The sequence below is a fragment of the Hyphomicrobium sp. genome, from assembly GCF_041674905.1.
Lineage (GTDB): Bacteria > Pseudomonadota > Alphaproteobacteria > Rhizobiales > Hyphomicrobiaceae > Hyphomicrobium_B.
Genome location: NZ_JBAYUV010000006.1, coordinates 101,349 through 126,839, shown reverse-complemented (window position 1 = coordinate 126,839; position 25,491 = coordinate 101,349). Strand labels below are relative to the sequence as shown.

The 25,491-nt window shown below is 61.7% G+C and carries 22 protein-coding genes and 1 tRNA gene; 6 read left to right on the top strand and 17 right to left on the bottom strand.

The genetic code is table 11. From position 1 onward, the window contains the following. Positions 1-7: 7 nt before the first annotated feature. The 4 genes from hisD to WC026_RS04410 form a co-directional block, all read right to left on the bottom strand. Entirely contained in the window at positions 8-1,306 is a 1,299-nt protein-coding gene (gene hisD / locus WC026_RS04425) for a histidinol dehydrogenase (RefSeq protein WP_372709591.1), read from the bottom strand. A gap of 35 nt (positions 1,307-1,341) precedes the next feature. Next, the gene (locus WC026_RS04420; protein ID WP_372709590.1) at positions 1,342-1,809 is read right to left on the bottom strand and encodes a DUF2948 family protein; all 468 of its coding nucleotides are present in this window, start codon (positions 1,807-1,809) and stop codon (positions 1,342-1,344) included. A 112-nt stretch (positions 1,810-1,921) separates the two neighbouring features. Then, positions 1,922-3,214, bottom strand: a complete 1,293-nt coding sequence (murA, locus tag WC026_RS04415; protein ID WP_372709589.1) for a UDP-N-acetylglucosamine 1-carboxyvinyltransferase — start codon at positions 3,212-3,214, stop codon at positions 1,922-1,924. Between the two features lie 164 nt (positions 3,215-3,378). Next, entirely contained in the window at positions 3,379-3,534 is a 156-nt protein-coding gene (locus WC026_RS04410) for a hypothetical protein (RefSeq protein WP_372709588.1), read from the bottom strand. Positions 3,535-3,732: 198 nt separating this feature from the next. Between WC026_RS04410 and WC026_RS04405 the strand changes: the two genes are divergently transcribed. Continuing rightward, a tRNA-Thr gene (locus WC026_RS04405) sits at positions 3,733-3,807 on the top strand. Between the two features lie 118 nt (positions 3,808-3,925). On the opposite strand, the gene WC026_RS04400 is transcribed toward WC026_RS04405, so the two are convergent. The 4 genes from WC026_RS04400 to WC026_RS04385 form a co-directional block, all read right to left on the bottom strand. After that, positions 3,926-5,113: an NAD(P)/FAD-dependent oxidoreductase gene (locus WC026_RS04400; protein WP_372709587.1), complete on the bottom strand. Its 1,188-nt coding sequence runs from the start codon at positions 5,111-5,113 to the stop codon at positions 3,926-3,928. Positions 5,114-5,322: 209 nt separating this feature from the next. Next, positions 5,323-5,898 (bottom strand): DUF1993 family protein, encoded by a 576-nt coding sequence (locus WC026_RS04395; RefSeq protein WP_372709586.1) that lies wholly within the window; start codon positions 5,896-5,898, stop codon positions 5,323-5,325. Between the two features lie 294 nt (positions 5,899-6,192). Then, a complete protein-coding gene (locus WC026_RS04390; protein WP_372709585.1) occupies positions 6,193-8,298 on the bottom strand; it encodes an alkyl/aryl-sulfatase in 2,106 nt (701 codons plus the stop codon). Between the two features lie 312 nt (positions 8,299-8,610). Beyond that, positions 8,611-9,480: a hypothetical protein gene (locus WC026_RS04385; RefSeq protein WP_372709584.1), complete on the bottom strand. Its 870-nt coding sequence runs from the start codon at positions 9,478-9,480 to the stop codon at positions 8,611-8,613. 629 nt (positions 9,481-10,109) lie between these two features. On the opposite strand from WC026_RS04385, the gene WC026_RS04380 reads away from it, so the two are divergent. Next, the gene (locus WC026_RS04380) at positions 10,110-10,544 is read left to right on the top strand and encodes a CBS domain-containing protein (protein ID WP_372709583.1); all 435 of its coding nucleotides are present in this window, start codon (positions 10,110-10,112) and stop codon (positions 10,542-10,544) included. Between the two features lie 121 nt (positions 10,545-10,665). On the opposite strand, the gene WC026_RS04375 is transcribed toward WC026_RS04380, so the two are convergent. After that, positions 10,666-11,820 (bottom strand): patatin-like phospholipase family protein, encoded by a 1,155-nt coding sequence (locus WC026_RS04375; RefSeq protein ID WP_372709582.1) that lies wholly within the window; start codon positions 11,818-11,820, stop codon positions 10,666-10,668. A gap of 444 nt (positions 11,821-12,264) precedes the next feature. On the opposite strand from WC026_RS04375, the gene mgtE reads away from it, so the two are divergent. The 4 genes from mgtE to folE all read left to right on the top strand — a co-directional run bounded on the left by mgtE (position 12,265) and on the right by folE (position 19,039). Continuing rightward, the gene (gene mgtE, locus WC026_RS04370; RefSeq protein WP_372709581.1) at positions 12,265-13,635 is read left to right on the top strand and encodes a magnesium transporter; all 1,371 of its coding nucleotides are present in this window, start codon (positions 12,265-12,267) and stop codon (positions 13,633-13,635) included. A gap of 385 nt (positions 13,636-14,020) precedes the next feature. Next, positions 14,021-15,082 (top strand): efflux RND transporter periplasmic adaptor subunit, encoded by a 1,062-nt coding sequence (locus WC026_RS04365; protein WP_372709580.1) that lies wholly within the window; start codon positions 14,021-14,023, stop codon positions 15,080-15,082. 27 nt (positions 15,083-15,109) lie between these two features. Next, entirely contained in the window at positions 15,110-18,289 is a 3,180-nt protein-coding gene (locus WC026_RS04360; RefSeq protein ID WP_372709579.1) for an efflux RND transporter permease subunit, read from the top strand. 156 nt (positions 18,290-18,445) lie between these two features. Beyond that, positions 18,446-19,039: a GTP cyclohydrolase I FolE gene (folE, locus tag WC026_RS04355; RefSeq protein ID WP_372709578.1), complete on the top strand. Its 594-nt coding sequence runs from the start codon at positions 18,446-18,448 to the stop codon at positions 19,037-19,039. A 15-nt stretch (positions 19,040-19,054) separates the two neighbouring features. Here folE and truA read toward each other — a convergent pair whose 3' ends face one another. The 8 genes from truA to WC026_RS04315 all read right to left on the bottom strand — a co-directional run bounded on the left by truA (position 19,055) and on the right by WC026_RS04315 (position 25,457). Beyond that, positions 19,055-19,795 (bottom strand): tRNA pseudouridine(38-40) synthase TruA, encoded by a 741-nt coding sequence (truA, locus tag WC026_RS04350; protein WP_372709577.1) that lies wholly within the window; start codon positions 19,793-19,795, stop codon positions 19,055-19,057. 55 nt (positions 19,796-19,850) lie between these two features. Next, positions 19,851-20,291, bottom strand: coding sequence for a hypothetical protein (locus WC026_RS04345; protein WP_372709576.1), 441 nt, complete (start codon positions 20,289-20,291; stop codon positions 19,851-19,853). Positions 20,292-20,398: 107 nt separating this feature from the next. Then, the gene (fmt, locus tag WC026_RS04340) at positions 20,399-21,331 is read right to left on the bottom strand and encodes a methionyl-tRNA formyltransferase (RefSeq protein WP_372709575.1); all 933 of its coding nucleotides are present in this window, start codon (positions 21,329-21,331) and stop codon (positions 20,399-20,401) included. A gap of 85 nt (positions 21,332-21,416) precedes the next feature. Next, on the bottom strand, positions 21,417-21,932 hold the full coding sequence (def, locus tag WC026_RS04335) for a peptide deformylase (RefSeq protein ID WP_372709574.1): 516 nt from the start codon (positions 21,930-21,932) through the stop codon (positions 21,417-21,419). Positions 21,933-21,963: 31 nt separating this feature from the next. Then, positions 21,964-22,935, bottom strand: coding sequence for an NAD-dependent epimerase/dehydratase family protein (locus WC026_RS04330; RefSeq protein ID WP_372709573.1), 972 nt, complete (start codon positions 22,933-22,935; stop codon positions 21,964-21,966). Positions 22,936-22,976: 41 nt separating this feature from the next. Further along, a complete protein-coding gene (locus tag WC026_RS04325) occupies positions 22,977-24,374 on the bottom strand; it encodes an MATE family efflux transporter (protein ID WP_372709572.1) in 1,398 nt (465 codons plus the stop codon). 52 nt (positions 24,375-24,426) lie between these two features. Next, entirely contained in the window at positions 24,427-25,032 is a 606-nt protein-coding gene (gene recR, locus WC026_RS04320) for a recombination mediator RecR (RefSeq protein WP_372709571.1), read from the bottom strand. 104 nt (positions 25,033-25,136) lie between these two features. Then, complete coding sequence (locus tag WC026_RS04315; RefSeq protein ID WP_372709570.1) at positions 25,137-25,457, bottom strand: YbaB/EbfC family nucleoid-associated protein; 321 nt, start codon at positions 25,455-25,457, stop codon at positions 25,137-25,139. Positions 25,458-25,491 lie beyond the last annotated feature (34 nt).

Sequence of the window (25,491 nt, the reverse complement as noted above, 5' to 3'; positions counted from 1 at the left end):
AAGCTGCTTAAGTCGTTTTGGTCAGGCGGATTTCGACCGACCGACGATGCCCTTCGAGCCCTTCGGCGCGGGCCAGCGTCATCGCCGCCGGACCCAGCGCCGCCAATGCCGCTTCGTCCATTTTCAGTATCGACGTGCGCTTCATAAAATCCAGCACCCCGAGGCCGGACGAAAAACGCGCGCTCCGGGCTGTCGGAAGGACGTGATTCGAGCCGGAGACATAATCGCCGATGACTTCAGGCGTAACGCGTCCAATGAAAATCGCACCGGCATTGCGAATGCTTTGAGAGAGATCTTCCGCATTCTCCGTCGCGATTTCCAAATGCTCGGCCGCAATGCGATCCGCCAAGGCGGGAGCTTCGTCGAGCGAATTCAGAACGATCGTCGCGCCGAAAGTGTTCCAGCTTTCGCCCGCGATATTTCCGCGCGAAAGTGTTTGAAGCTGCCGCGCCACGGCTTGCTCCACGGCGGTCGCAAATGCCTCGTCGTCGGTCATGAGAATCGATTGCGCGGCGGTGTCGTGCTCGGCCTGCGCGAGCAGATCGGCTGCGATCCATTCCGGATCGTTGTTACGATCGGCGATGACGAGAACCTCGGACGGGCCTGCGATCGAATCGATGCCGACGATGCCGAACACCTGCCGCTTTGCCGCGGCGACGTAGGCGTTGCCGGGTCCGACGATCTTGACGACCGGACGGATCTTCCCGGTGCCGTAAGCGAGCGCGGCCACCGCCTGCGCGCCGCCGATACGGTAAATTTCGGATACGCCGGAAATCTTGGCCGCTGCCAAGACCAGGGGATTCAACTCGCCGCCGGGCGATGGCACGACCATCACGACGCGCGGCACACCCGCGACTTTCGCCGGCACCGCATTCATCAGGACCGAGCTCGGATAGGACGCGAGGCCGCCGGGCACATAGAGGCCCGCCGATTCCACTGCCGTCCAGCGATGACCGAGTTCGACGCCAGCGTTGTCGCGATAGCGATCATCGGACGGGATCTGGCGTTCGTGGTGATCGCTGATACGGTCGTGCGCGAAGTGCAGGGCGTCGAGCGTTTCCTTCGAGCACTCGCGAACGGCTGCGTCGACTTCGGCGGCCGTTACGGCGACGCCCGACTTGCGCAGATCGAGGCGATCGAACTTGAGGGTGAGGTCGGCAAGGCTTTCGTCGCCGCGCGCACGGACGTCGGCAATGATGTCTCTTACGGCGTTGTCGACGTCGACGGAGACTTCGCGCTTTTGCGAGAGCAGTATTGCAAACTGCTGCTCGAAATTCTTATCGGCGCTCTTCAGCCGCATCGGCATGAGCACTGTTCCTCAGAGCTTTAAGGCCTCACATATCAGCCTGCGTCTTCTGGGTGCTCCGGCGAATGTTTCGTGGCCCAAGCCGCCCCGAGATCCTTCAACTCGACCTCGACGCATTCGACGTGGAGCCGAATGGCCGCCGCGCCAGAAAAAGTCAACGTGACATCGCCTTCCGGCGTCTCCGATCCACCGGTCGGCTCAAAAGTAATTGCCAGCAAAGCTAATGACGCGCGCCTATCCTTAAGATCAATTCCCTGCAATTTGGCGCTCAGGACCCGCTCGAAGCGAATGCCTGACCGGCGGCGCTCAAATGCCTCCGACGACGCCCGATTCGATGTCGCCTTGGCGACCTCACCCCAGTCGAACCGGTTGGCGATCGCGATGAAGCGCTTTTCGGCGGGCAGATACGCAATTTCTCCGACTCGAAGCACGGCATCCTGCAGGTGCGCCGAAACCACATTCAGGTCTTCCGCGTCGAGAGCGATGAGTTTGAGGTCGGGCATCGATGCTGACAATCTCCCGGCGAACGCCTGTATATCGGTGCTATCCGGCCGAGTGTTATCGGGCGGGAGCGACTCGTGCAACATCGTCCCGAATAAGACGGGCCAGCCAGCGTCAGCCGCTCGCCAGCCGCTCGATGTTGGCACCGCAGCGGCTCAATTTCTGCTCCAGCTGCTCGAACCCGCGATCCAAGTGGTAAACGCGATTGATCATCGTCTCTCCCTCGCCCGCGAGACCGGCGATGACCAGCGACACCGACGCCCTGAGATCGGTTGCCATGACCGGCGCGCCTTTGAGCGTCTTGACGCCCTTGATCGTCGCCGTGTCGCCGTGAAGGTGGATATCGGCCCCGAGGCGCGCCAGCTCCTGCACGTGCATGAAGCGGTTTTCGAAAATCGTTTCGCGAATGACGCTGGTCCCAGAGGCAAGCGCCAGCAGCGCCATCAACTGTGCCTGCAGATCGGTCGGGAAACCCGGAAACGGCTCTGTCTCCACCGACACCGGCTTGATGTCGCCGCCGTTGCGCCTGACTCGGATGCCGGTCTCGGTCGTCTCGACCGTTGCTCCCGTCGCGATAAGGACGTCGAGCGCGGCTTGCAGATCGCCGGCACGAGCCCCTTCGAGCGTCACGTCGCCGCCTGTCGCGGCAACGGCCATGGCAAAGGTGCCGGTTTCGATACGGTCCGGAAGGACGGTGTGAACCGCACCTTCAAGACGGTCGCGGCCTTGAATTCGAAGCGTCGACGTGCCGATGCCCTCGACCTTGGCGCCCATCTTCGAAAGACAGCTCGCGACATCGCCGATTTCCGGCTCACGCGCAGCGTTCTCGATGACCGTCTCGCCTTTCGCCAAGGCCGCGGCCAGCAGAACGTTATGCGTCGCACCGACCGAAACTTTTGGAAACACAATACGCGCGCCGCGCAGTCCTTTCGGAGCCCGCGCGATGACGTAGCCGGCGTCGATGTCGATCTCGGCACCCAGCTCCTTCAATCCCATCAGATGCAAATCGACGGGGCGCGTTCCGATGGCGCAGCCACCCGGGAGCGACACCTTCGCTACGCCCATGCGTGCGATCAACGGACCGAGCACCCAGAAGCTGGCGCGCATCCGCGACACCATCTCGTAAGGCGCGGTCGTGTCGACGATATCGCGCGCCGTCAGATGGAACGTCTCGCCGAGGTGCATCGCCGGACCCGGCCGCTTGCCGTCGACGGCGAGGTCGACGCCATGGTTGCGCAAGATGCGCATGAGCAGGTTGACGTCGGCGAGGTTCGGGACATTCTTGAGCGTCAGCCGATCGTCGGTCAGCATGCTGGCGATAAGCAACGGCAGGGCCGCGTTCTTGGCGCCGGAAATCGGGATCGTGCCACGGAGTGCCTGACCGCCGGTAATCCTGATTCGATCCATTAAATGCCTTCTGGCTCGATGTGTGACGCAAGATGTGTGGCGCAGGGCCATGCGCCGCAGAGAAGATTCGCGTCTGTACCCGTGTCGCTGATACTGGTTTCGCCGCCGGTCCCGCAAGGGAGTTTTGCCGATGCGTGTGCCTGACGCGCGCGCGAGCCCGAGAATTACTCGTCCGGAGCGTTGTCTTTGTCATTCGTTCGACCGCGACCGGCTTCCTTGCGGCGTTTCAAGTTCGACCGGAGGACCTCCGCAAGACGCTCGGCGCGCGCGTCCTTGGGCGATGGCCGCTGGCTTTTTTCCTTAGAATTTCGGTCGGTCATGCGTGTCCCAGGCCCGTCGCTGATGCCGCAACTCACGGTGCTGCGACATCGTCTCGGAGAGCTTGGCTTTCGGTCTTGCCCCCCGTCAAGCCTTGTGGCAGTGTCCGCCCCGCCTGCCAAGCGGGCACCACGCGCGTCGATGTAACGGCGCGCTTGCTTTTTCTTGGGCGCCGGTTGCGGTACCCAAAGGCCATCCAGGCTGCCGTAGCTCAGTGGTAGAGCACTCCCTTGGTAAGGGAGAGGTCGAGAGTTCAATCCCCTCCGGCAGCACCATAAAAATCCCTTTGTTTCAAAGCGTTTTCGCGCATTCGACCCGACAACACCGTTTTCGAACGTGTCGGATACATCCGATACTCCCGACCCAAACCACAGCCTCGCATGAGCTGGCGACCTATAGAGCGTGCCCGGCCGCCCAACCGCTGGCCCAAGCCCATTGAAAATTATATCCGCCAAGCCAACCGGTCACATCCACTGCTTCGCCAATCGCGTAAAGCCCGCTCACGTTCCTTGCTTGCATGGTCTGCGAAGACAGCTCGTCGGTGCTGATCCCGCCGACTGTGACTTCGGCTTTGGCGAACCCTTCGGTGCCGGTAGGGCGAAAGCGCCAGTTGGAAAGCCGTCGCTGAACATCTTCAAGCGCCCGGTCGGGAGCGTTTGCGAGTTCTCCGCGGACGCCCATGCACTCAGCCAGAGTTTCCGCGAGACGCGCAGGCAATGAATGCGCCAGCACGGAGCGCAACCCGGAACGGGGGTTACTGCGCTTTGCCTCAAGGAGCCACGCTGATCCGAGCTGCGGCAGAAAATCGATCCCGATCTCCACTCCGGGCGTCCAGTACGAGGAAATCTGCAGCATCGCCGGGCCCGACAACCCCTTGTGGGTAAACAGCGCAGCCTCGCGAAATGCGACGTCGCCACATCGCGCGACGACATCGGTCGAGACACCCGACAGCGACTGGAAAAGCGTCTCATCCTTTCCAAGCGTCAGCGGCACGAGCGCCGGTCTCGGCGCGACAACCGCGAGGCCGAACCTGCGGGCAAGATCGTAGGCAAAGCCGGTCGCCCCCATTTTCGGTATGGAGAGGCCACCGGTCGCGATCACGAGCGCGGGCGCGACGGCGGCCTCATCGCCGTAGCTGACGCGGTACATCCCATCGGCGTGCTCCAACTCGCGAATACCGTGGCCAAGCCTCAGTTCGACGTGCCCTTTGGCGCATTCATCGAGCAGCATGGCGACGATCTGCCGAGCCGAACCATCACAGAAAAGTTGCCCCAGCGTTTTCTCATGCCAAGCGATGTGATGGCGCTCGACTAGGGCGATAAAGTCTTTCGGGCGAAAGCGGCGCAACGCCGACTTGGCGAAGTGAGGGTTGGCTGACAGATACCGCTCGGGCGGAGTCTGGAGATTGGTGAAATTGCAGCGGCCGCCGCCCGAGATGAGGATCTTCTTTCCCGGCTCGTCGGCATGGTCGATCAAGAGAACCTTACGTCCGCGCTGCCCCGCCGTGAGGGCACACATCATCCCCGCTCCACCGGAGCCGAGTATGATTGCGTCATAACGGCTGGATGCTCTGGTGCCCACGGAACCTGCTGCGCGACCTCTCTTGCCCTCAGCTCAGGGCAGAGTCTGCTTCAATACTGTTCCGCCGGCTGCGGCAACCCCGATTTGCCCGTCCGGCAGTGCTCGCCGCCCTGGCGCACAACGTCTAGGTCATCGCAAGCCAGACGCACGACGACCTCTTCGCCGTCAAATCCCTGCGCGCACATTGGTGCACTGCATCTGGTCGTCATCTAGACGGGTCTGGTGCGCAGCTGTCCCTGGTAATGGTATTTTCCGAGCGGCACGCCCCGCGTGCGCAAGATGTTGTATGCGGCCACAGAATGGAAATAGAAGTTGGGCAGCGAGTACGAGAGTAGAAAGGTCTCTGGCGTGAATGCCAATGTCCGAGGGCCCCAGCTCGACGTTGTGGCATTTTCCTCATCGAGCGGTTGATAGATTTCAATATCCAGCTTCCGGCCAGACCAGCAATTGACCTCATCGGGGGTGAACGCCTCCAACGCCGTTATTGCGTCGCCGACCATGGCCCGTAGTTCGGCGAAAGGCATCGCGCCGACCAGAGGCGGTGGGGCGAACACGCCGGTCTTCACAGCTTCCATCCCCCACACAGCATGATGGGTCAGGGCTTCGATCTGGAAATGGAAAGGAGCCATGTCGGGGAACAGGCGGGCCGTTACGAGTTCTTCCAGATCGCCCCCGGTCTCAGCGCAATGTCTAGTCGTGCGATGGAGAAAGCCTCCGACGGCTCTCGCTGTCTGCAGGAAGGTCGGAACGCTGAGGTCGTAGAGTGTTGGTGCAAGCTTTGCCATGGTGAAATCGTAGCATCGAGCGGACACTTCACAACGACTGATTGCACTCGCGCTGATGCACACTTTTGGCCCTAATCGGACATTACATTGCGTCTGCTTTGATCGCGCGACGCGCGGGGCATTCTGAAGCCGCCGCCAATCACTGATATGCCCGGGCCGTAGAACCCGGCCGCGAATTGCAAGGCGCCGCTCTTCGTCGCGGGCAGCCAGTTCTTGTGCTGACCGGGATCTTTTGGCTCGTCGCTCTGGATGTAAATGACGAGCTTGTCGCCTCGGTGGCTCGCTACAAACGCGCTACTCCGCGATTATCTTCTCCGGCACCGCTTGGTAGGGGGTGGCATGGGCGACGGTCGCGGCTTTGCCGTGGGTGCCAGGCATCACCTCGAAGCGCGGATCGAAGTCGACCATCGTTGCCGCGAGCTTCGCCAGCAGGCTTACGTCGCCCTCGACCTTCGCCGTGCCGTCGGCGATCTGCGCGTCGAGAGTCTTCGCCCCCATCATCGTCTGCTCAAGATCGGCACGGTTGATCGTCAACGTCAGATCCGGCTTTTTCGCCTGGAAGCCGGCAATGTTGGTCAGCGTCGCGTTCTCAAGTTCGACGATGAACTTCTCACCGTTGTCGGGGGTGACAAGGTTCATGGTGAAACGCAGGCCCTCGGCCTTGCGGCTGTCCATGCGGATGCCAAGGAAGTTGAGGAAAAGCTCGGTCGTCATCGCCCTGATCACATCGGGGCTCGACGAGCTAGCCATCTCGCCGCTCGGGATGCCAGTGCGGAGTTCGTAGGCACCGGAGAGGAAGCTGTTGCGCAGCCCCGGATTCTCTTGTTGGTAGCCTATCTGCTCGAAAATGTCGGCGAGGAGGTCCTTCGCTTCGGTGTTGTCGGGCTCGGCATGGACGAGCTTGTTGACGATCTCAACCGCGAGCAGGTACTTACCCTCGGCGTGCAGCGCTCGGCCTTTTTCGATGATCTTCGCGCTGCCCCCCATCATCTCGACATAGAGTGGCGCCGAGTCCTCGGGCGACAGCGGAATGAGCGTCGCCGGGTTGCAATCCCAGAAGCCAAGGTAGCGTTGGATGACCCCGCGCGAATTGTGTTCGGGAGAGCCGTGATAGCCGCGGCAATCCCACTTCGCCTGCAGGCCCTTTGGTAGCGCGTAGATGTTGTGAATCTGGTTGATAGTCACGCCTTGGTTGGCGAAGTGCAGCACTTGGTTGTTCATGTTAGCGTAGAGATCGCGCTGACCGCGCAACACCTCCTGTATGCGATCGTTGCCCCAACGAGGCCAGTGATGCGAGGCGAACATGACCTGTGCGTCCAGTCCGAAGTGGTAGAGCGCCTCGGCGATGTATTTCGACCATGCGAGCGGGTCGCGGATAAGCGTGCCGCGCAGGGTGTAGATGTTGTGCAGCGTCGCGGTGACGTTCTCGGCCATCCAGAGCGCCTTCATGCTCGGGATGTAGGTATTCATCTCGCGCGGCGCCTCGGTGTTCGGCGTGTTCTGGAACACCATCTCGAGGCCGTCGACCTCCAGTGTCTCGATTGGCTCGCTGACAAAGCGCGTCGGCGCGATGAGGCCGGAGGCGCCGGCGGATACCCGAGTTCCGAGGCCCTGGCCGACGTAGCCATGCGGAGCGGCAGGCAGGAGCAGCCCATATTGATAGAAGAGCCGCCGATTCATGGCGTTGCCTGCGTAGACGTTCTCCGAGACGGTGAAGCTCATAAAGTCGACCGGCGCGATCACCTCGACCTTGCCGGAGCGGACGTCGGCCTCGTCGAGGATGCCGCGTACACCACCCCAGTGATCTGCGTGTGTGTGGGAATAGATGACCGCCGAGATCGGCAGACCCTCGCCCTTATGTTGCTGAAAGAGCTTCCACGCCGCCCGTGCGGTTTCGTTGGAGACGAGCGGGTCAAAGACGATCCAGCCGGTCTTGCCGCGCACGAAAGTGATGTCGGAAAGGTCGAAGCCACGCACTTGATAGATGCCAGGCACAACCTCGTAGAGGCCATAGTTGTTGTTGAGTTTGGAGATCCGATGCAGTGATGGATGGATCGAGTCAAACTCCTCCTGCTGATCGAGAAACTGGAAGCTCGCCATGTCCCACGCGACGTGACCTGCGTCGGCTTTTATCACCATATCGGTCATCGGAGCGATCAGGCCGCGCTTTTGCTCGTCGAAGTCGCGCGTATCGTCGAAGGGTAGGCCGGAGCGCGTCGCCTTCAGGACCTCGACCGTGTGCTTCGACGGCGCCTTACCCTTCGGATGAAAATGTCCAGCAAGCGGCATAGAAACGTCTTGCGCGCGAGCAGCACTATCCTCGAAGGCAAAATTGCCGGCAACCAAGAAGGCAGCTCCGGCGGCTGGCAGCGTTCCGATAAATTCGCGTCGGTTGGTCATGACGGCCTCCATTAGAGGGATCCGGAAAAATCGATCTTGAGCTGGTCGACGTCAGTGAGTCAAACGGGCTGAGGGGCTCGCCGTGATCTCCGCCAAACGAAGGCATCCATCACGCGAACTGGAAGCGAAGCGTCTTCTCCGCGATCGCTCCAACTGGCTCATCAAGGGGAGAGACATGACAACGAGTTACATCTTTGTAGAGAACCTTTGGGCGCGCGGCGCGGCGTTCGCTGCTGCGCATATTGCACTTTAACGGCTGCCCAGCCAACGATTGTGGATTAGTCTCTGCAACGAGCGTGACGATGCATTCGGTCAGAAATGCAACGTAGTTCCGACGACCGGCCCTTGTTGCAGTACGTCGTATTTGTAGCCGCCCTGAGTGAAATCGACCGATAGGGCCCGGTAGCCGACGTAACCATCAAGCACGTAGCCGCTGTGAACGCACATTTGCCAATTGTAGGTGGCGAGAACTTGCCAGGAGAAATCGCTTCCAACACCGAACCCGCCAACGTCCGCCCGCACCATCAGTTCTTGCCCATTACCAATCTGGTTGCGCAAACGTGCGCCAATGAACGGGTCGGTCCAGTCGACTGAGCCAGATTTCACTGCGCTCAGCGAGTTGAGGGTTGCGGAAACGTCCACGTCCTGGTGCCAATAGCGCCCGCCAGCCAACACATCGACGGCTGTGGACCCGGTCGTAATCGGGCTTCGGCCCGACCAAATCTCATAGGCACCCCCAAACTCAACGGTGACCTGGGTGTAGTCGACGGAAAGCCCGCCCGCCACCGACAGAGGAGGGAGCGGCCCTGGCAACTCCTTTTGAAAGCGCTTCGAGTTGGTGAGGTTCGCGTACACTATATCATTGAAAAGTCCGATCGGGCCGCGACGCGCTTCTGCATAACTCATCCACGCTGGAAGAGACGACCAGTCGAGGTTGCCGTAGATTTGGCTTGGGTCGACATTGACGTCGAAGTTGTGTCCCTTGATGGCCATGTTGCCACTCATCCAGGGTATCCACCCGTATGTCGTAAAGGCAAAGGACCACCTGTCAGACGGCGGCGCACTTGCGGTGTAACGAGGCACGTCAGCGTTGCCGAGGTCGGCGGCATAAGTCAGACCCGCGGGTGCGATCCAGAATACCGCCAACGAAATAGTCGTCACCGCGCGTCTGATGTCATGCATTGCCGCCCCCGCGTTCGGACAATCCAGCGGCTATGTTAGCATTTAGTGCGCGGACTGATTGTTGCGGGATAGATACAGCTCCCTGGAACTAGCGATCGCGCCGTGATCAGCCCATTCCCGCCGGCAAAGGAACGACAGGAAACGGATCGCCAGCTCCAGGACGAATATTGTTCGGTTCCATGGGGCTCGCCCTCGGCGGGGATATTTGAGCGTGAGGCTCTTCTGCTCGCCCCCGGCGATCGAAGGGTGCCAACAAATTCGCTGCTCCAGCACCATCCGGCCGACAAGCGGAATGTTTCTGCGCGCCGGGCCGCCTCCGGGACGGCTGGAAGCGCGACGGCAGTACTTGCAAAAAAATTGCTCGTTCGCTCGCTCGCAACCTCTGGCCGGGGATGCCCGCGTGCCTATATCGTAGGGATACCGCCCTCGGCCATTCGCCAAACCGAACGCCCCTGATATGGCTCATTCCTGGCATAATTCCGGTTTCATTCAGGTGCGTTTCCGCGCACGGCGCAGGCTGGCGGCATCTCAAGACGAGCTAGGAGAACTTCAAGGCCCGATCGGGCGTCAATGAGCGGAGACGTGCCGCTCCCTCGGGCAACATGCACCTTCCATAAAAGGGGTTGTCTATGAACATCTCGAGCATCTTGAAGGCCAAGGGGGCGGACATCATGACGGTCCGTCCCACGGAAACGATCCAAAACGCGGCGATGAAGCTGCGCATCAAAGGCATCGGGGCGCTGATCGTCAGCAGTGACGGCGTGACGCTCGACGGTCTGATCACGGAGCGCGCGATCTCCGATGGCGTCGCCGTTCATGGCAGCGGCATCGGTGGCCTGCACGTCTCGGACCTGATGGTTACCGGCGTTCTCACCTGTCGACCACAAGACAGCATCGCCGATGCGGCGCGGCTGATGACCGACCGGCGCCTCCGGCATCTTCCGGTGATGGACGGCCGACGCCTCGTCGGCATCGTCAGCGTCGGCGACATCCTGAAGTATCGGCTGGATGAGGTGATGCTCGAAGCGCATGTCCTGCAGGATATGGCTCTCGCGCAACGCTGACTTCGCGTGAGAAACTTGTTTCCTTGCCATTGATGCCGCCGGCTTTGACATTCCTTCTCCGGGCGTATCGAAGCTGGCGGTTTCCGCACACCTGACATGGATGCGGGCCTTGGACGCGCCCTTACGGTGTCGTCGCCGAATGTCCGTTCATGAAGGCTATCAACTCTTTCGATCGCGCCAGCGTATCGCGATAGCCAAGCTCGATCAGGGCGCCGCAATACCCGGGCTCGAACAGCAGGTAGCTCGGCAAACGCCAGTCCTGCCCCCACAGTCCGAGCCGCCGCAACAACATTCGGACCGTCCACGGCATCTCCGCTGCATGCCGGCGCGCGATCTCCCGGATATCCTCCGACGGATCAATCGCGATGACATCGATGTCGCGCAACGAGGTTTCGCCGAGGCGTCGTTCGGCGACCAGCGACAGCGTGTGATCGATGCGTTGCGCGCGTTCGATATCGGCGTCGACGTTGTCCATGAAAATGATGTCGAGCAGGCTGCCGCCGATCGTGCCGAGGGCCGGATATTGCACTTCGTCCGGCGGCGTCGGCGGATCGACGTCGCGGTCGCGCGTGGTGATGACGATGATCTTATTGGCGCCTGCGTGAATTGCGGGGCTCAGCGGCGATGTCAGCCGCAATGAACCGTCGCCGTAATGCTCGGAGCCGACGCGCTGCGCCGGAAAGACAAGCGGCAGCGCCGAGGAGGCCAGCAGGTGGTCGACCGTCAACCGCGTCGCCACGCCATCGCGCCGCGCACGGCTCCATGCGCCGATCTGTGGCGCGCCTTCAAAGAACGTCACGGCGCGGCCGCGGTCGTAGGAGGAGGCGGTGACGCACAAGGCTTTGAGAGCCCCGACCTTCACCGCTTCGGCGATGCGATCGAACTCGGTATGATCGATGAGAAACTGGCGCAGCGGATCGTTATCGAGAAGCGAGCGCGGGTTGGGCAGCCCCAGCGACGCGATCGGGGTCAAAGACAGAACCCAGTGCAGGCCGCGCAACGAAATCGACACGAAATCGGTGCGATAGACGTCCCGGCAATGGAGGTTCTGCCAAAGCTCGACGAGCTTCGCGACGCCCTCGTTGAAGCCCGCCGCATTGGCGGCGAGAAACGCGGCGCTGATGGCGCCCACGGACGAACCTGCGATGACGGGAAACGGGTTGCGATCGAGCGGCGTCAATTCGGCCAGGGCCTTGATGACTCCAACCTGAAAGGCCCCTCTGGCACCGCCGCCGGGGAGAACAAGTCCGAGCGTGGGGGTCGTATTATCCGTCATGATTGCTCTCTGCGTTCCGGCAAATTTTGCGTTCGTTACCGGACAATGTCCCCATACTCTTGTAGCGCCGTATTATCGTCGATCGCGTGCGATGCCGCCTATCTCCCAACGGAACTATCGCGGGCGGAGCCGAACTGAAACTTTATGCAAGAACGGGCACGTCCGCATTACCGGATTTCGGCATCCGGGACACGCTTCGGATTCCAATCAGGCAGAGATGGACCCGACGCACAGAAACAATCTCGATCTCGCCTTGACAGGCGATGCCGATCAGCCCATGTGACGCGAACGCGGTGGCCGATGACCTCGGCGCCGTGAATCCAAAGGAACCCAACCCTTGTCTAGCGACAGTAGTCGTCGAACTCCCCGGCCGTCGAGGCCCGTGGTCTGACCGTTGGGTCGGCTCGCCACGGTCCGTTTAGACGGCGGATCGTGAGGTGAGCCATGGAAGAAGTCCACTACGTGACGGGCGACGACGTCGACCCGATCCTGCTGGTCGAACTGCTCGATGAGCACGACGCCGACATCGTCGTGCGGCTCAACGAGCAGGATGTCGAGACAGCCGCCTCCATACTTTCGCAATTTCCGCTGGAACGGGCCGTCGATATTTTCGACAGGCCAGAGCTGTCGCGCGCGGGCGATATTATCCTTGAGCTTCCCGAGGACCTTGCGAGCCGCATTCTGAAGGGCATGTCCGCCGACCGCGCGGCCAACATGCTGCGTCAGCTCGATGGACCCGATCGCACCGATCTTCTCGCGCGCATTGATTTCGAGACGGCGCAATCGCTGAAGCTGCTGCTCGCTTATCCTGAGGGAACAGCCGGCAGCATCATGACGACGGAATTCGTGAGCGTGCCGTCGACCTACACCGTCGCGGAAACTATGAAGCACATTCGCGAAGTGCAGCACACACGGGAAACGGTTTATGCGATCTACGTTCTCGATCCCGCTTCGCGCGAGCTTCGCCAGGTCGTGTCGCTGCGGCAGCTGATCTCCAGCGAACCCGACAGCAATATCCTGGATGTCGCTTCCGACCGCGAACCGATCTGGGTCGATCCGGACGTCGATCGCGAAGAAGTGGCGCGACTGATCTCGATTCACGACCTTCTGGCCGTTCCGGTGCTTAATGCGCGGCATCGGATGCTCGGCATTGTCACGTTCGACGACGTCATCGACGCGATCCTCGCGGAAAGTACCGAAGACGTGCAGCGCTTCGGCGGCGTCGAAGGCATGGCCGAGCCGTACATGGACATCACCTTCCTCGAAATGATCAAGAAGCGCGCCGGTTGGCTGTGCGCTCTCTTCCTCGGCGAAATGCTGACGGCCAGCGCCATGCAGCATTATTCCGACGAGCTTGCAAAGGCCGTGGTGCTGACGCTGTTCATTCCCCTCATCATGAGCTCCGGCGGCAACTCGGGATCGCAGGCGACGTCGCTTTTGATCCGCGCGCTCGCGCTTGGACAAATTCGACTCAAGGACTGGTGGCGCGTCGCCGTCAGAGAAATTCCCACAGGCCTGACGCTCGGTACCATTCTCGGCGTCATCGGCATTGCGCGCATCAGCTTGTGGCAATATCTCGGAATCTTCGACTACGGCGAGCATTGGCAGCTCGTCGCGCTGACCGTGGGCCTCGGGCTCGTTGGCATCGTCACATTCGGCTCGCTTGCGGGCTCTATGTTGCCGTTCGTGCTCAAAAGGCTGGGGTTCGATCCTGCGAGCGCATCGGCGCCGTTCGTCGCAACGCTCGTCGACGTGACAGGGCTGATGATCTATTTCAGCGTGGCGCTGTTGATCTTGCGCGGCACGCTGCTCTGACGCGAAACATCAAACTGCTGGTACGCAAATCCGTCATGCGGGCGTACCAGCAGTTTAGTTTGTGCAATCGGTGACAGCGATGGTTTTGTTGCTCGTACAGTGACGCCGATGAGCGACGATAACGTGCGCTAAAAGGCGTAATCAGAGAAATTCGAGTAGCGGACGGGCTCTGCTGTGATACGTTCCCGCCTTCATCAGGCTGGCGCGCGGGTACGCCGGAAATCTTTCGCTCATAAGAATTTTGGCGCAATCCATGACGATATTCGAGTCCTTGCGATCCACGCTCCGGCGGCATGCATTCATGCCTTGCGTGGTCTTGGCGTCCGTTGTGTTTGTTAGCGGAGCCACGTCGACGCACGCACAAGAAGGACCTCCCGCGTTTCCGGTGACGGTCGCTCCACCGCTCTCCGAGCACATCAAAACATGGGATGAATATCCCGGCCGTTTCGAAGCGTTCCAGCGTGTCGAGCTGAAGCCGCGCGTCAGCGGCTACGTCGATGAGGTGAATTTCAAGGAAGGTTCAGACGTCAAGTTCGGCGATCTGCTTTTCACTCTCGACAAACGGCCGTTCGAGATCGCTGTCGAGGCTGCGAAGGCCGAGGTCGCGCGGGCGCATGCGCAGGTTGAATTCGCAAAGGCCGATCTCGCACGCGCGGCGCCGCTCGTCGAATCGAGAGCGCTGAGCGAGCAGGTTTACGAGCAGCGGAAGTCGAGCCTGGGCGTCGCGGAAGCGCAGGTCATGTCGGCGGCGGCGCAGCTCAAGTCGGCGGAACTCAATCTCGAATGGGCCGAGGTTCGCGCGCCGATCTCCGGGCGCATCTCGGATAAAAAAATCGACGTCGGCAATCTCGTGATCGGCGGACAGGTCAACGCGACGCTGATGGCGACGATCGTCTCGACCGATCCCATTCACTTCGTATTCGATACGTCGGAAGCGGATTATCTGCGCTACCAGCGGCTGAACCAGTTGGGCCAGCGCGACTCCTCGCCGAATACGCCAACCCCCGTTCGGCTGAAGCTCGCGGACGAGAGCGACTGGAGCTATCACGGCACGATGGACTTCATCGATAACGCCTTCAACGAACATTCCGGGACGCTGCGCAGCCGGGCGATCATTTCGAACAAGAACGGGCTTCTGACGCCCGGCGTTTTTGCTCGCCTCGCGCTCTATGCCGGCGACGTCGATGCGTTTCTCGTTCCTGACGACGTCATCGTCTCGGATCAGGCGCACAAAATCGTCTACACCGTCAACGCCGACAACGTGATCGTCGCGACGCCGGTGGAGCTTGGCCAGATTTACGAGGGTCTGCGCGTGATCAAATCGGGGCTCAAGCCCGGCGATCGCGTCGTGATCGAAGGCGTGGCCAATCCGGCCATCAGACCTGGAACGAAGGTTGCGCCGACCCAGGGCGCAATCAAGCCGCCCGAAAAAACCGCGCAGAAATAGCTCGCGCTTAAACGCAGAAAACGTCCGATGCGCCTCACCCATTTTTTTATAGACCGGCCGATTTTCGCGTCCGTCGTGTCGATGATCATCACGATCCTCGGATTGATCTCGGTGAATTTCCTGCCGATCGCCGAGTATCCGGAGATCGCGCCGCCGACGGTCAGCATTCACGCGACATATCCGGGCGCTTCCGCGCAGGTGATTGCGGAGACCGTTGCGACGCCGATCGAGCAGGAAGTCAACGGCGTCGACGACATGCTCTACATCAACTCGCAGTCGACGGGTGATGGGCAGGTGACGATCAGCGTCATCTTCAAGCCCGGCACCGACGTCGATCAAGCGCAGGTGCTGGTGCAGAACCGCGTGTCGGTCGCGGAACCGCGTCTGCCGGAAGACGTGCGGCGGCTCGGCATTTCGGTGCGCAAGGCTTCGCCCGACCTGATGATGGTCGTGCACATGGTGTCGCCGGACGGAACGCGCGATCAGCAGTACATTTCGAACTATGCGACGCTCTACGTCAAAGACGTGCTGACGCGTATCGACGGCGTCGGCGACGTCAACGTGTTCGGCGCGCGCGACTACTCGATGCGGATTTGGCTCGATCCCGACAAGATGTCGTCACGCGGGCTGACGGCGGGCGATGTCGTCGCCGCTCTGCAAGCGGCGAACCTGCAGGTCGCGGCTGGTTCGATCAATCAGCCGCCGGCGACGTCGGACGGCGCGTTCACGCTCAACGTCCAGACGCTTGGGCGGTTGAAATCGACGAGCCAGTTCGAAGACATCGTCGTCAGGGCGGAGCCCGGCGGACAGGTCGTCCGCGTTCGCGATATCGCACGCGTCGAGCTTGGCGCGCAGGACTATACCGTCAACGCCTATCTCGATAATCGCAACGCGACGGCGCTCGTTCTGTTTCAGAAGCCCGGCTCCAATGCGCTGGCGACGGCGGCGGCCGTCAAGCAGCAGATGGAAACGCTGAAGAAGAGCTTCCCGCCCGGCCTCGACTATACCGTCGTTTATAACCCGACCGAATTCATCCAGTTCTCGATCGACGCCGTCGTCAAGACGCTCGCCGAAGCCATCCTGCTCGTCGTTCTTGTCGTCATTCTGTTTCTGCAAACGTGGCGGGCGGCGATCATTCCTATCCTCGCCATTCCAGTGTCGCTGATCGGCACGTTCTTCATCATGAGCCTGCTCGGCGTCACGTTCAACACGCTGTCGCTGTTCGGACTGGTGCTTGCGATCGGCATCGTCGTCGATGACGCCATCGTCGTCGTCGAAAACGTTGAGCGCTACATCGAGAAAGGCATGAGTCCGAAGGCCGCGGCTCACAAGACGATGGACGAAGTCGGAACGGCGCTGATCGCGATCTCGCTCGTGCTCATCGGCGTGTTTCTGCCGACGGCCTTCATCACAGGCCTGCAAGGGACGTTCTTCAGGCAGTTCGCCATCACGATCGCAGCTTCGACGGCGCTGTCGCTGATCGTTTCGCTGACGTTGTCGCCAGCCATGGCGGCGCTGCTCTTGAAGCCGCATCGCGCCGCGCACGAGAAGCAGAACATTTTTGCGAGAATTCTCGGGGCGCCGCTCAGATTGTTTTTCCGCGGCTTTAACTGGGCGTTCGGTGCACTGTCGCACGGCTATGCGTGGCTGACGGGCAAGCTCATCAAAATCAGCCTGCTTCTCATCCTGGTCTATTGCGGACTGCTTTTCGCGACGTACACCCGGCTGGTCTCGACGCCGACAGGCCTCATACCGCCGCTCGACCGGGCTTATCTTATCGTTGCGTTGCAGCTGCCGCCCGGATCGACGCTCAGCCGAACGGATGCCGTCGTCCGCAAGGCAAGCGACGTGCTGCTGTCGCGCCCGGGTATCGAGCATGCGGTTGCCTTCGTCGGGTTCGACGGCGCGACGTTCACGAATGCGCCGAACACCGGCGTGATCTTCGTCGGTCTGTCGCCATTCGCGCAGCGGGCGCACACCGAACTGACGAAAGACACGATTTTAAACGATCTGCGGCAACAGATGGCGCAGATCAAAGAAGCGTTCGTGCTGGTTATCGAACCGCCATCGGTGCCGGGCATCGGCACGGGCGGCGGCTTAAAAGGTTACGTTCAGGACAAGGGCGGACGCGGGCTTCCGGCGCTCGAGGGCGCCGCCTGGGCCATGGCCGGAGCGTCCGGACAACAGCCTGGCTTTGCGCAGGGGTTCACGCTGTTCAATGTGCGCACGCCGGAAATCTACGCCGACATCGATCGCACCAAAGCCGAGCAGCTCGGCGTGCCGATCAGCCGCGTCTTTGAAACGCTGTCGGTCTACATGGGTTCGGCGTTCGTCAACGACTTCAACATTCTTGGCCGCACCTATCGCGTGACGGCGCAAGCCGACAATCCGTTCCGCCTGTCGCTGCGCGACGTCGCCAATCTCAAGACGCGCAGCAACACGGGCGAAATGGTGCCGATCGGGTCGGTCGCGACGTTCAGCGATACGACCGGTGCCTACCGTGTTCCACGCTACAATCTCTATCCCGCCGCCGAAGTTCAGGTGCAGCTACTGCGCGGCTATTCGACGGGCGAAGCCATCAAGACGATGGAAGCGATCGCGGAAAAGGCGCTGCCCTCCGGGTTCGGCTTCGAATGGACGGAAATCGCGCTGCAGGAAAAGCTCGCGGGCAACACGGCGATTATGGCGTTCGGCCTTTCGGTCGTGTTCGTGTTTCTGCTGCTGTCGGCGCTCTATGAAAGCTGGATGCTACCGCTATCGGTCATCCTGATCGTGCCGATGTGTATTCTGGCGGCGATGATCGGCGTGAATATTCGCGGCCTCGACCGCAACATTCTCGTCGAGATCGGCTTAATCGTGCTCGTCGGCCTCGCGGCGAAGAATGCCATTCTCATCGTCGAGTTCGCCAAGCAGGGCGAAGATCAGGGACTGTCGCGCAGCGAGGCGGCGGTCGAAGCCGCACGCACACGGCTGAGGCCCATCCTGATGACGTCGCTGGCGTTCATTCTCGGCGTCGTGCCGCTGGTTTTCGCCGAGGGCGCTGGCGCTGAAATGCGGCAGTCGCTTGGAACCGCGGTTTTCTCCGGCATGCTCGGCGTGACGCTCTTCGGCCTGATCTTCACGCCGGTCTTCTACGTCGTCGTCCGCAAACTGTCGCCGCAGCCACGGCCCGAGATCCCGGCGGCGGCAGAGGGATCGCCGGGATAGCCCCGGTGGTGGGCCTTCATATTCTGGCCGCGGGCTTAACGTTCGCGGCAATCATACCTTAAGATCTATAGCCTCAGATCTTTCATCCAGGCGAAAAGTGCGCCAAAATCGGCGTTCCAGATCCGCGAAACGAATAATCCCGAAACCAGTGATCCAATGAGCTCAGATAAGAAGCCGACCCGCGCCGAAGTCGAGGCTGCGGTCAAAACCATCCTCCGCTGGAGCGGCGACGACCCGACCCGCGACGGCCTGCTCGAAACGCCGGCCCGCGTCGTGCGCGCGTATGAAGACTACTTCCGCGGCTACAACGACGATCCGAAAGCCATTCTGCAAAAGACCTTCGAGGAGATCGAAGGCTATGACGAGATGATCGTTCTGCGCGGCATCCGCTTCGAAAGCCATTGCGAGCATCACATGGCGCCGATCATCGGACGCGCGTGGGTCGCCTACATCCCGCGCGGGCGCGTGGTCGGCATCTCGAAGCTGGCGCGCGCCGTTGATGCGTTCGCCAAGCGTCTTCAGATCCAGGAAAAGATGACGGCGCAGATCGCAAACACCATCCAGGAAGTCCTCGATCCGGAAGGCGTCGCCGTCGTGCTCAAGGCGGAGCATCATTGCATGACGACACGCGGCGCGCATAAGCCCGGCACCGACATGGTGACGAGCCGCATGCTCGGCGTGTTTCGCGACAATCCGATCACACGGCAGGAATTCCTGGCGCTCGTCACCGAAGACCAGCGGCACGACTAAAGTTTCACGTCACGCTCACTCGTAATCGACGCCGACGAGATAGAGACCGGCCGCCGGGGCGACCGGTCCGCAGGCTTCGCGATTGGCTGCGCCGAGCGCCGACGCGAGATCGTCGCGGCTCCATTTTCCTTCGCCGACAAGCTTCAAGCTGCCGACCATCGAACGGACTTGGTGGTGCAGGAACGACCGCGCCGAGACGCGGCAGACGATTTCCTCGCCCTGACGCGACACGTCGAATACGTCGAGCGTTTTGACCGGCGATTTCGCTTGGCACTGCGCGGCGCGAAACGTCGTGAAATCGTGCGTACCAACGAGCGCTTGCGCCGCGTCATGCATGGCGGCGGCATCGAGGCCGTGCATCGTCCACCAGACGCGATGGCGTTGCAGGATCGGCGGCGCACGCCGCGTCAGAAGGCGATATTCATAGTGCCGCTTCACGGCCGAGAAGCGCGCATCGAACGTGGCGTCGACTTGATCTGCTGAAAGCACGCCGATCGGATTGGGCCGCAAATGGAAGTTCATCGCGTCGCGGATGCGTCCAGGTTCCCACGTCTTCTCGAGATCGAAGTGCGCCACCTGCCCGAGCGCGTGAACACCGGCGTCGGTTCGCCCAGCGCCGCGCACGCCTGGAGCTTCGCCCGAGAATTTGCTGATCGCCGTTTCGAGCGCGCCTTGGATCGACACGCCTTCGGCCTGGCGCTGCCAGCCGATAAAAGGCGTTCCGTCATATTCGATGGTGATGCGATAGCGGGGCATTCGGAACCAGTGCAACGTCGGAAAGCGCCATCCCTAACGGTTGCGGCGCCGTCGCTCAATGCGCTCCGATAGCGCCCGGGGTGCCTTGGCCGCGCGGACCACCGGTGAAGTGACCGGTACGGCCGTTCCGGAAATGCCGGACGCCGTTGCGTTGCTTCCAGTAGCCGGGACCATAGGACGGGCGCGTATAGATCGGTCCGTCGGGGTTCGTGGCACCGAGATCGCTGCGGCCGCCGTTCGCCGCAGTCGAGCTGTAGTCGTAGACGGTGTTCTCGTTGAAACTCAGCGCGAGCGGCGTGCGGTTCGGGTTGACGATGACGTAGCGGTCCGGCGGCAATGGACGGATGACGCGCACGCCATGCTCGAGTGTGGTGACCGCGCCATAGTAGGGCTGCGTCACGATGCGCGTCGTGAAGCCGTCCGCCGAGGTCGCGCCGGACAGCGTCAGCATTGCCGGCGCAATCGCAATCAGAAACATCGGAAACGAACGGCGCATGGCAAAGTGTCCTCGAAACAGAACGAGCGAGAACGCGAGATTAGCCATATCGACTGAAAAGCGCAGGGTGTTTTCCGAGCATCCTTAATTTGAGCTCAGGGCAGAGTTCAGGCGAGGCGCGTTCCGGGCTCGAGACGCGCGCCGCGCAGGAAATCGGCGGCCTTCATCGGCTGCTTTCCGGCGCGCTGAAGCTCCTCGATGCGGATCGCGCCGTCGCCGCACGCGACCGTCAGTCCGCCGTCGAGCAGAACGCCCGGTTGGCCGGATTGCGATACCGTGGAGGCGTGCAGAACCTTGATGCGCTCGGGCTTGCCGCCGAGGTTCGCTTCGAACCAAGCGCCGGGAAAAGGCGATAATCCGCGGATGTGGTTTGCTACGTCGTCCGCGGATTTTGCGAAGTCGATGCGTGTCTCGCGCTTGTCGATCTTCGCGGCATAAGTGATGCCAGCTTGCGGTTGCGGGATCGCCCGCAGCTTTCCGGCTTCAAGCTCCGCCAAGGCATCGACCATCAGCCCCGCGCCCAATGACGACAGCGTGTCGTGCAGCTCTCCGGCGGTCGTGCTCGGGGCAATCGAGACATCGCGTCCGAGGCAGACGGGGCCGGTGTCGAGACCTTCGTCCATGCGCATGATGTTGACGGCCGTCACGGTGTCACCGGCCATGATGGCCCGCTGGATGGGCGCTGCTCCGCGCCAGCGCGGCAGCTTCGAGGCGTGGACATTGAAGCATCCGAGGCGCGGCGCATCGAGCACGGCGGCGGGCAGCAACAGGCCGTAGGCGACGACGACGGCGGCGTCCGCGTTGAGTGCTGCGAACGCTGCGCGATCCGCGTCCGATTTGAAATTCTTCGGTGTTCGAACGGGAATTCCAAGCGCCTCGGCGCGGCGATGAACCGGCGATTTCAATTCGGACAGGCCGCGTCCGGCGGGTCGCGGCGGCTGGCTGTAGACCGCGACGACGCGATGCCCAGCCGTAGTGATGGCGTCGAGAACCGGTACGGAAAAATCCGGCGTGCCCATGAACACGATGTCGAGCGGCATTCGCCAGTCCTCACTTGCGCGCGCGAAATGTTCTGCGGTTGGCGGTCCGCTCGCGCAACGATTATTGGAGCACGACGGGCGCTCGTCAGCTCCGTACCTCGCGTCCCTGCTTCTTGAATTTCCGGATGACCATGTCGCGTTTCAAGCGCGACAGGAAGTCAATGATGAGTTGCCCGTCGAGGTGGTCGAGTTCGTGCTGAATGGCGGTTGCGAGCAAGCCCTCGGCGGCAAGCTCCTGCTGCTTGCCGTGGCGATCGATGTAGCGAACCGTCACGCTGGCGGGCCGTTCGATTTCCACATGTACGTCTGGGATAGAAAGACAGCCTTCCTCGTGAATCCGGGTCGTCGATCCGAGCGAGACAAGCTCCGGGTTCGCCATCGCGATCGGATTTGGCGGTGCGTCGTCCTCGGCGGCGTCGATGACGACGACACGCTTCAAGACACCGACCTGCACGGCGGCGAGGCCAATGCCCGGCGCGTCGTACATCGTCTCCAGCATGTCATCCATCAGCTTGACGACAGCATCGTCGACCCGCTCAACCGGATCGGAGATCTTGCGGAGGACGGGATCGGGAATTGTTATGATCGGTAGAAGGGCCATGACGCTCACATATGGAAGGCCGTGGCAGTGGTCAATGGCGCGTCCTGTCCAGACCCGGGGGCGCGGCTGATTTGCGCGCGGCGGAGCCAAGGGCTTCTGCAGTCGTCTCGACGGGCTGCCAGCCTGTTTGCCTTAACCGGACGGCGTCGGCGATGAGGTCGCCGCTGAGACGATCGGCGATTTCGGCCTTACCCACCTTGCGGAGCGCGGCAACGATCGCAGCTTCGGGAACGGGCACCAGCATGGACGGGCGGCCACGGCCTTTCCTGAGCGCGCGGATGATGTCCGCTATGGTAACGGGAGCACTGTCGGCAACGATGAAGGTTGCATCCTTCGCGGCCTCGACCCGGAGCACGTGCTCGATCGTCGCGAGTAGGTTGCCGATGCTCAGCAGCGAGCGGCGTCCTTTCATGGCCGCGAACGGCAGGGGATAGGGGCTGGCCGCCAGCCGCATCAGAGCCGCCATGTTGCCCTTGACGCCCGGTCCGTAGACGAGGACTGGGCGAAGGACGGACCAATGCGTATTCGAGCCTGCGAGCAGCTCGGCGGTTATCGCTTCGGCGGCGATTTTGGAACGTCCGTAGGCGTCGGTTGGACTGGCGGGCGTGTCTTCGCTCACGACGCCATCGTGCGTAACGCCGACTTGTGCGCGGACCGACGACATCAAGATGAAATGTTTGACGCGCGCGGCGCGAGCGGCTTTGGCGAGTTGGCGCGTTGCATCGACATTGATCGCGGTATAGGCGGCGTCCGGAATTCCCGGCCGGGCGTGCGCCATGCCGGCGGCATGAATAACCGCATCGACGCCGCGCACGACGTATTCGGCCGCAAACGCGCGTGACATGTCTCCGAGTGCGATGCCTTCGACATTGGGATCGTCGAAGATGACGGGCTGACGCGCGGCGGCGCGGACGAGATAGCCGCTTTCAGACAGCCTGCGAACGAGATGCTGCCCGATGAAACCGGATGCGCCGGTCACGAGAATTCGCGGCTTGGCCGTCATCGCCAGACTCCTCCCTCCAGCGCAGTTCCATACGAGCGAAATTACACCACTTCGTGGACCACAGGATTTTGCGGCGGCTTGAAGGTTTCTCCAATCGCATCGATCAGCTTATAGGCTGAAAGAATGGCGATAATGCCGAAGGCAACGCCGCCGACCATATTGGCCGCGAGCACACCGTAAGCGCCGAAAAACTTGCCGCCCAAGAGCACGAAGGGAACGGTGCCGAACGTCGCCCGGCTCCAGTTCAGAATCGTCGAGAAATGCGGCCGGCCGAGCGTGTTGAATGCGGCGTTGGCGATGAACAGCGCTCCCATGAAGACGAACAGCGGCGACAGCCAGCGGCAGAAGAAAACGATCAGCTCGCGCGCTTCGCCACCGGCATTGAAGAGCGCCGCGATCTCGTTCGCGAGGACGCCGAGGCATAGCCATGCGATGCCGGTGAACGCCGTCATGGTCAGAAGCGAGAACGTGAACACGTCGCGCATGCGTTCGGATGAGCGCGCGCCGAAGTTCTGACCGATGATCGGGCCGATTGCGCCCGAGAGCGCGTAGATGGCGCCGAAGGCAACCGGCGTCAGGCGCGCGAGGATCGCCCAGGCCGCGACCGCCGCATCGCCATAGGCAGCGATGGCATAGGTGACGTAGCCGTTGCCGATAGCGGGCGCGATATTCGTCAGGACGGCCGGTCCGGCGATGTGGATGAAGGCGCATGCGTCCTGCGCCAGGGTCGCGAGTTTCGGACGCGCGAGAAGATCATGCACCTTGAGAACGCTGTAGAAGCCGATGCTCATCATCACGAGGCGCGCGATCAGCGATGAAATGGCCGCGCTTTCGATGCCCAAGCCGAAGTGGACGATCAGGATCAGATCGAGGATCGTGTTGACGATGGCGCCGAACAGCGTGACGAACATCGCGCGGCGCGCATCTCCGGCCGAACGCAAAACCGCCGATGCCGTGATCGCGAGCGCGAGAACCGGCAGCGTCGGCACGAGAATTCGCAAATATAGCGCCGCGAGATCGAGCGTCCGTCCCCGGGCTCCGATCAGCTCCAGCAGCGGTTCGATCGCGAACCACAGCGCCAGAGTGATGGTGACCGAGGCGATCAGCGAGAGCAGATGCGCATTGGTCGCGAGACGCCGCGCCCGCATGCGCCGCCCTGCTCCGAGCGCGGGCGCAACGAGCGACGTCGCGGCAATCGACAATCCGATGCCGACCGACGTCGCGAAAAACAGAATCGAGCTGGCGTAGCCGACGGCCGCGACGATCGCCTCGTCGTTCAGGCGCGAGAGAAAGTAGATATTGGCGAGATCGCCGACGAAAATCGCCATCAGGCCGAGCGCGCCCGCGCCCGTCATCGCCAGGATGTGGCGCAGCAGGGAGCCGGTGACAAAGCGTGGCTGCTGAGCGGCGGGACGCCGTGGCGCTTCGATATTCGTCATCGTGCTTTTTCGCCTTGGACGGCCAAGTTGTGCCTAGCTCTCGTAATTCGCTCTAGAGCTTGCGTCGCGCTTTGAAAGCCGCGGCGAGCGTCCCATCGTCGAGATAGTCGAGTTCGCCGCCGATCGGCACGCCTTGCGCCAGCCGCGAGACCGTCACATCGGTCTCCGTAAGCTGATCGGAAATGTAATGGGCCGTCGACTGGCCTTCGACGGTGGCGTTGAGGGCGAGCAGGATTTCTTTCACCTCGGGTGCCTGAGCCCTCGCGAGCAGATTTGCGACGTTCAACTGCTCCGGCCCGATGCCATCGAGCGGCGACAGGTGGCCGCCGAGCACGTGATAGCGCGCCGAGACGATGTTTGCGCGCTCCAAGGCCCAGAGATCGCCGACCTCTTCGACCACGACGATGAGGCTTTGATCGCGGCGCGGATCGCTGCAGACGCTGCACGGTACGACCGTATCGAGATTGCCGCAGACCGGGCATTCGGAAATTTTTTCGATCGCCTGCTGAAGTGCATCCGATAACGGCAGCAGCAGATCATTGCGCCGCTTCAAGAGCGACAGCACCGCCTTGCGCGCCGAGCGAGGACCAAGGCCCGGCAAGCGCGACAGGAGCTGCACGAGGCGCTCGATCTCAGGTCCTGCGATTTTTCGGGACATGTCTCATGTTATGATGATGCGTGCTGCGATCGCGACTTTCTTCATCATCCTCGATCGAATCGGCGAAGCGAATAATGGCCGGGGATGGCGGCAGAGGAAAGTTCTCAGAATAATTTCATTCCCGGCGGCAAGGGAATTCCGCCCGTGATCTCGGACATTTTGGACTGCATGGCGCTATCGGCCTTGGCACGCGCATCGGCGGCGGCGGCGACGATCAGGTCTTCGAGGATTTCCACCTCATCAGGCTTCATCAGACTGGGATCGATGCGAACGCGCTTGACCTCGCCCTTGCCGTCGACGGTCAGATGCACGAGACCACCGCCCGACTGGCCCTCGATCTCAGCGCGCGCAAGCTCCTCCTGCATTTCTTTGAAACGAGCCTGCATCTGGCCCATTTGTTTCATCATGCCCATCAGGTCTTTCATGCAGTCCTCTGCGTTGCAGCCATTCTAGGCGAGG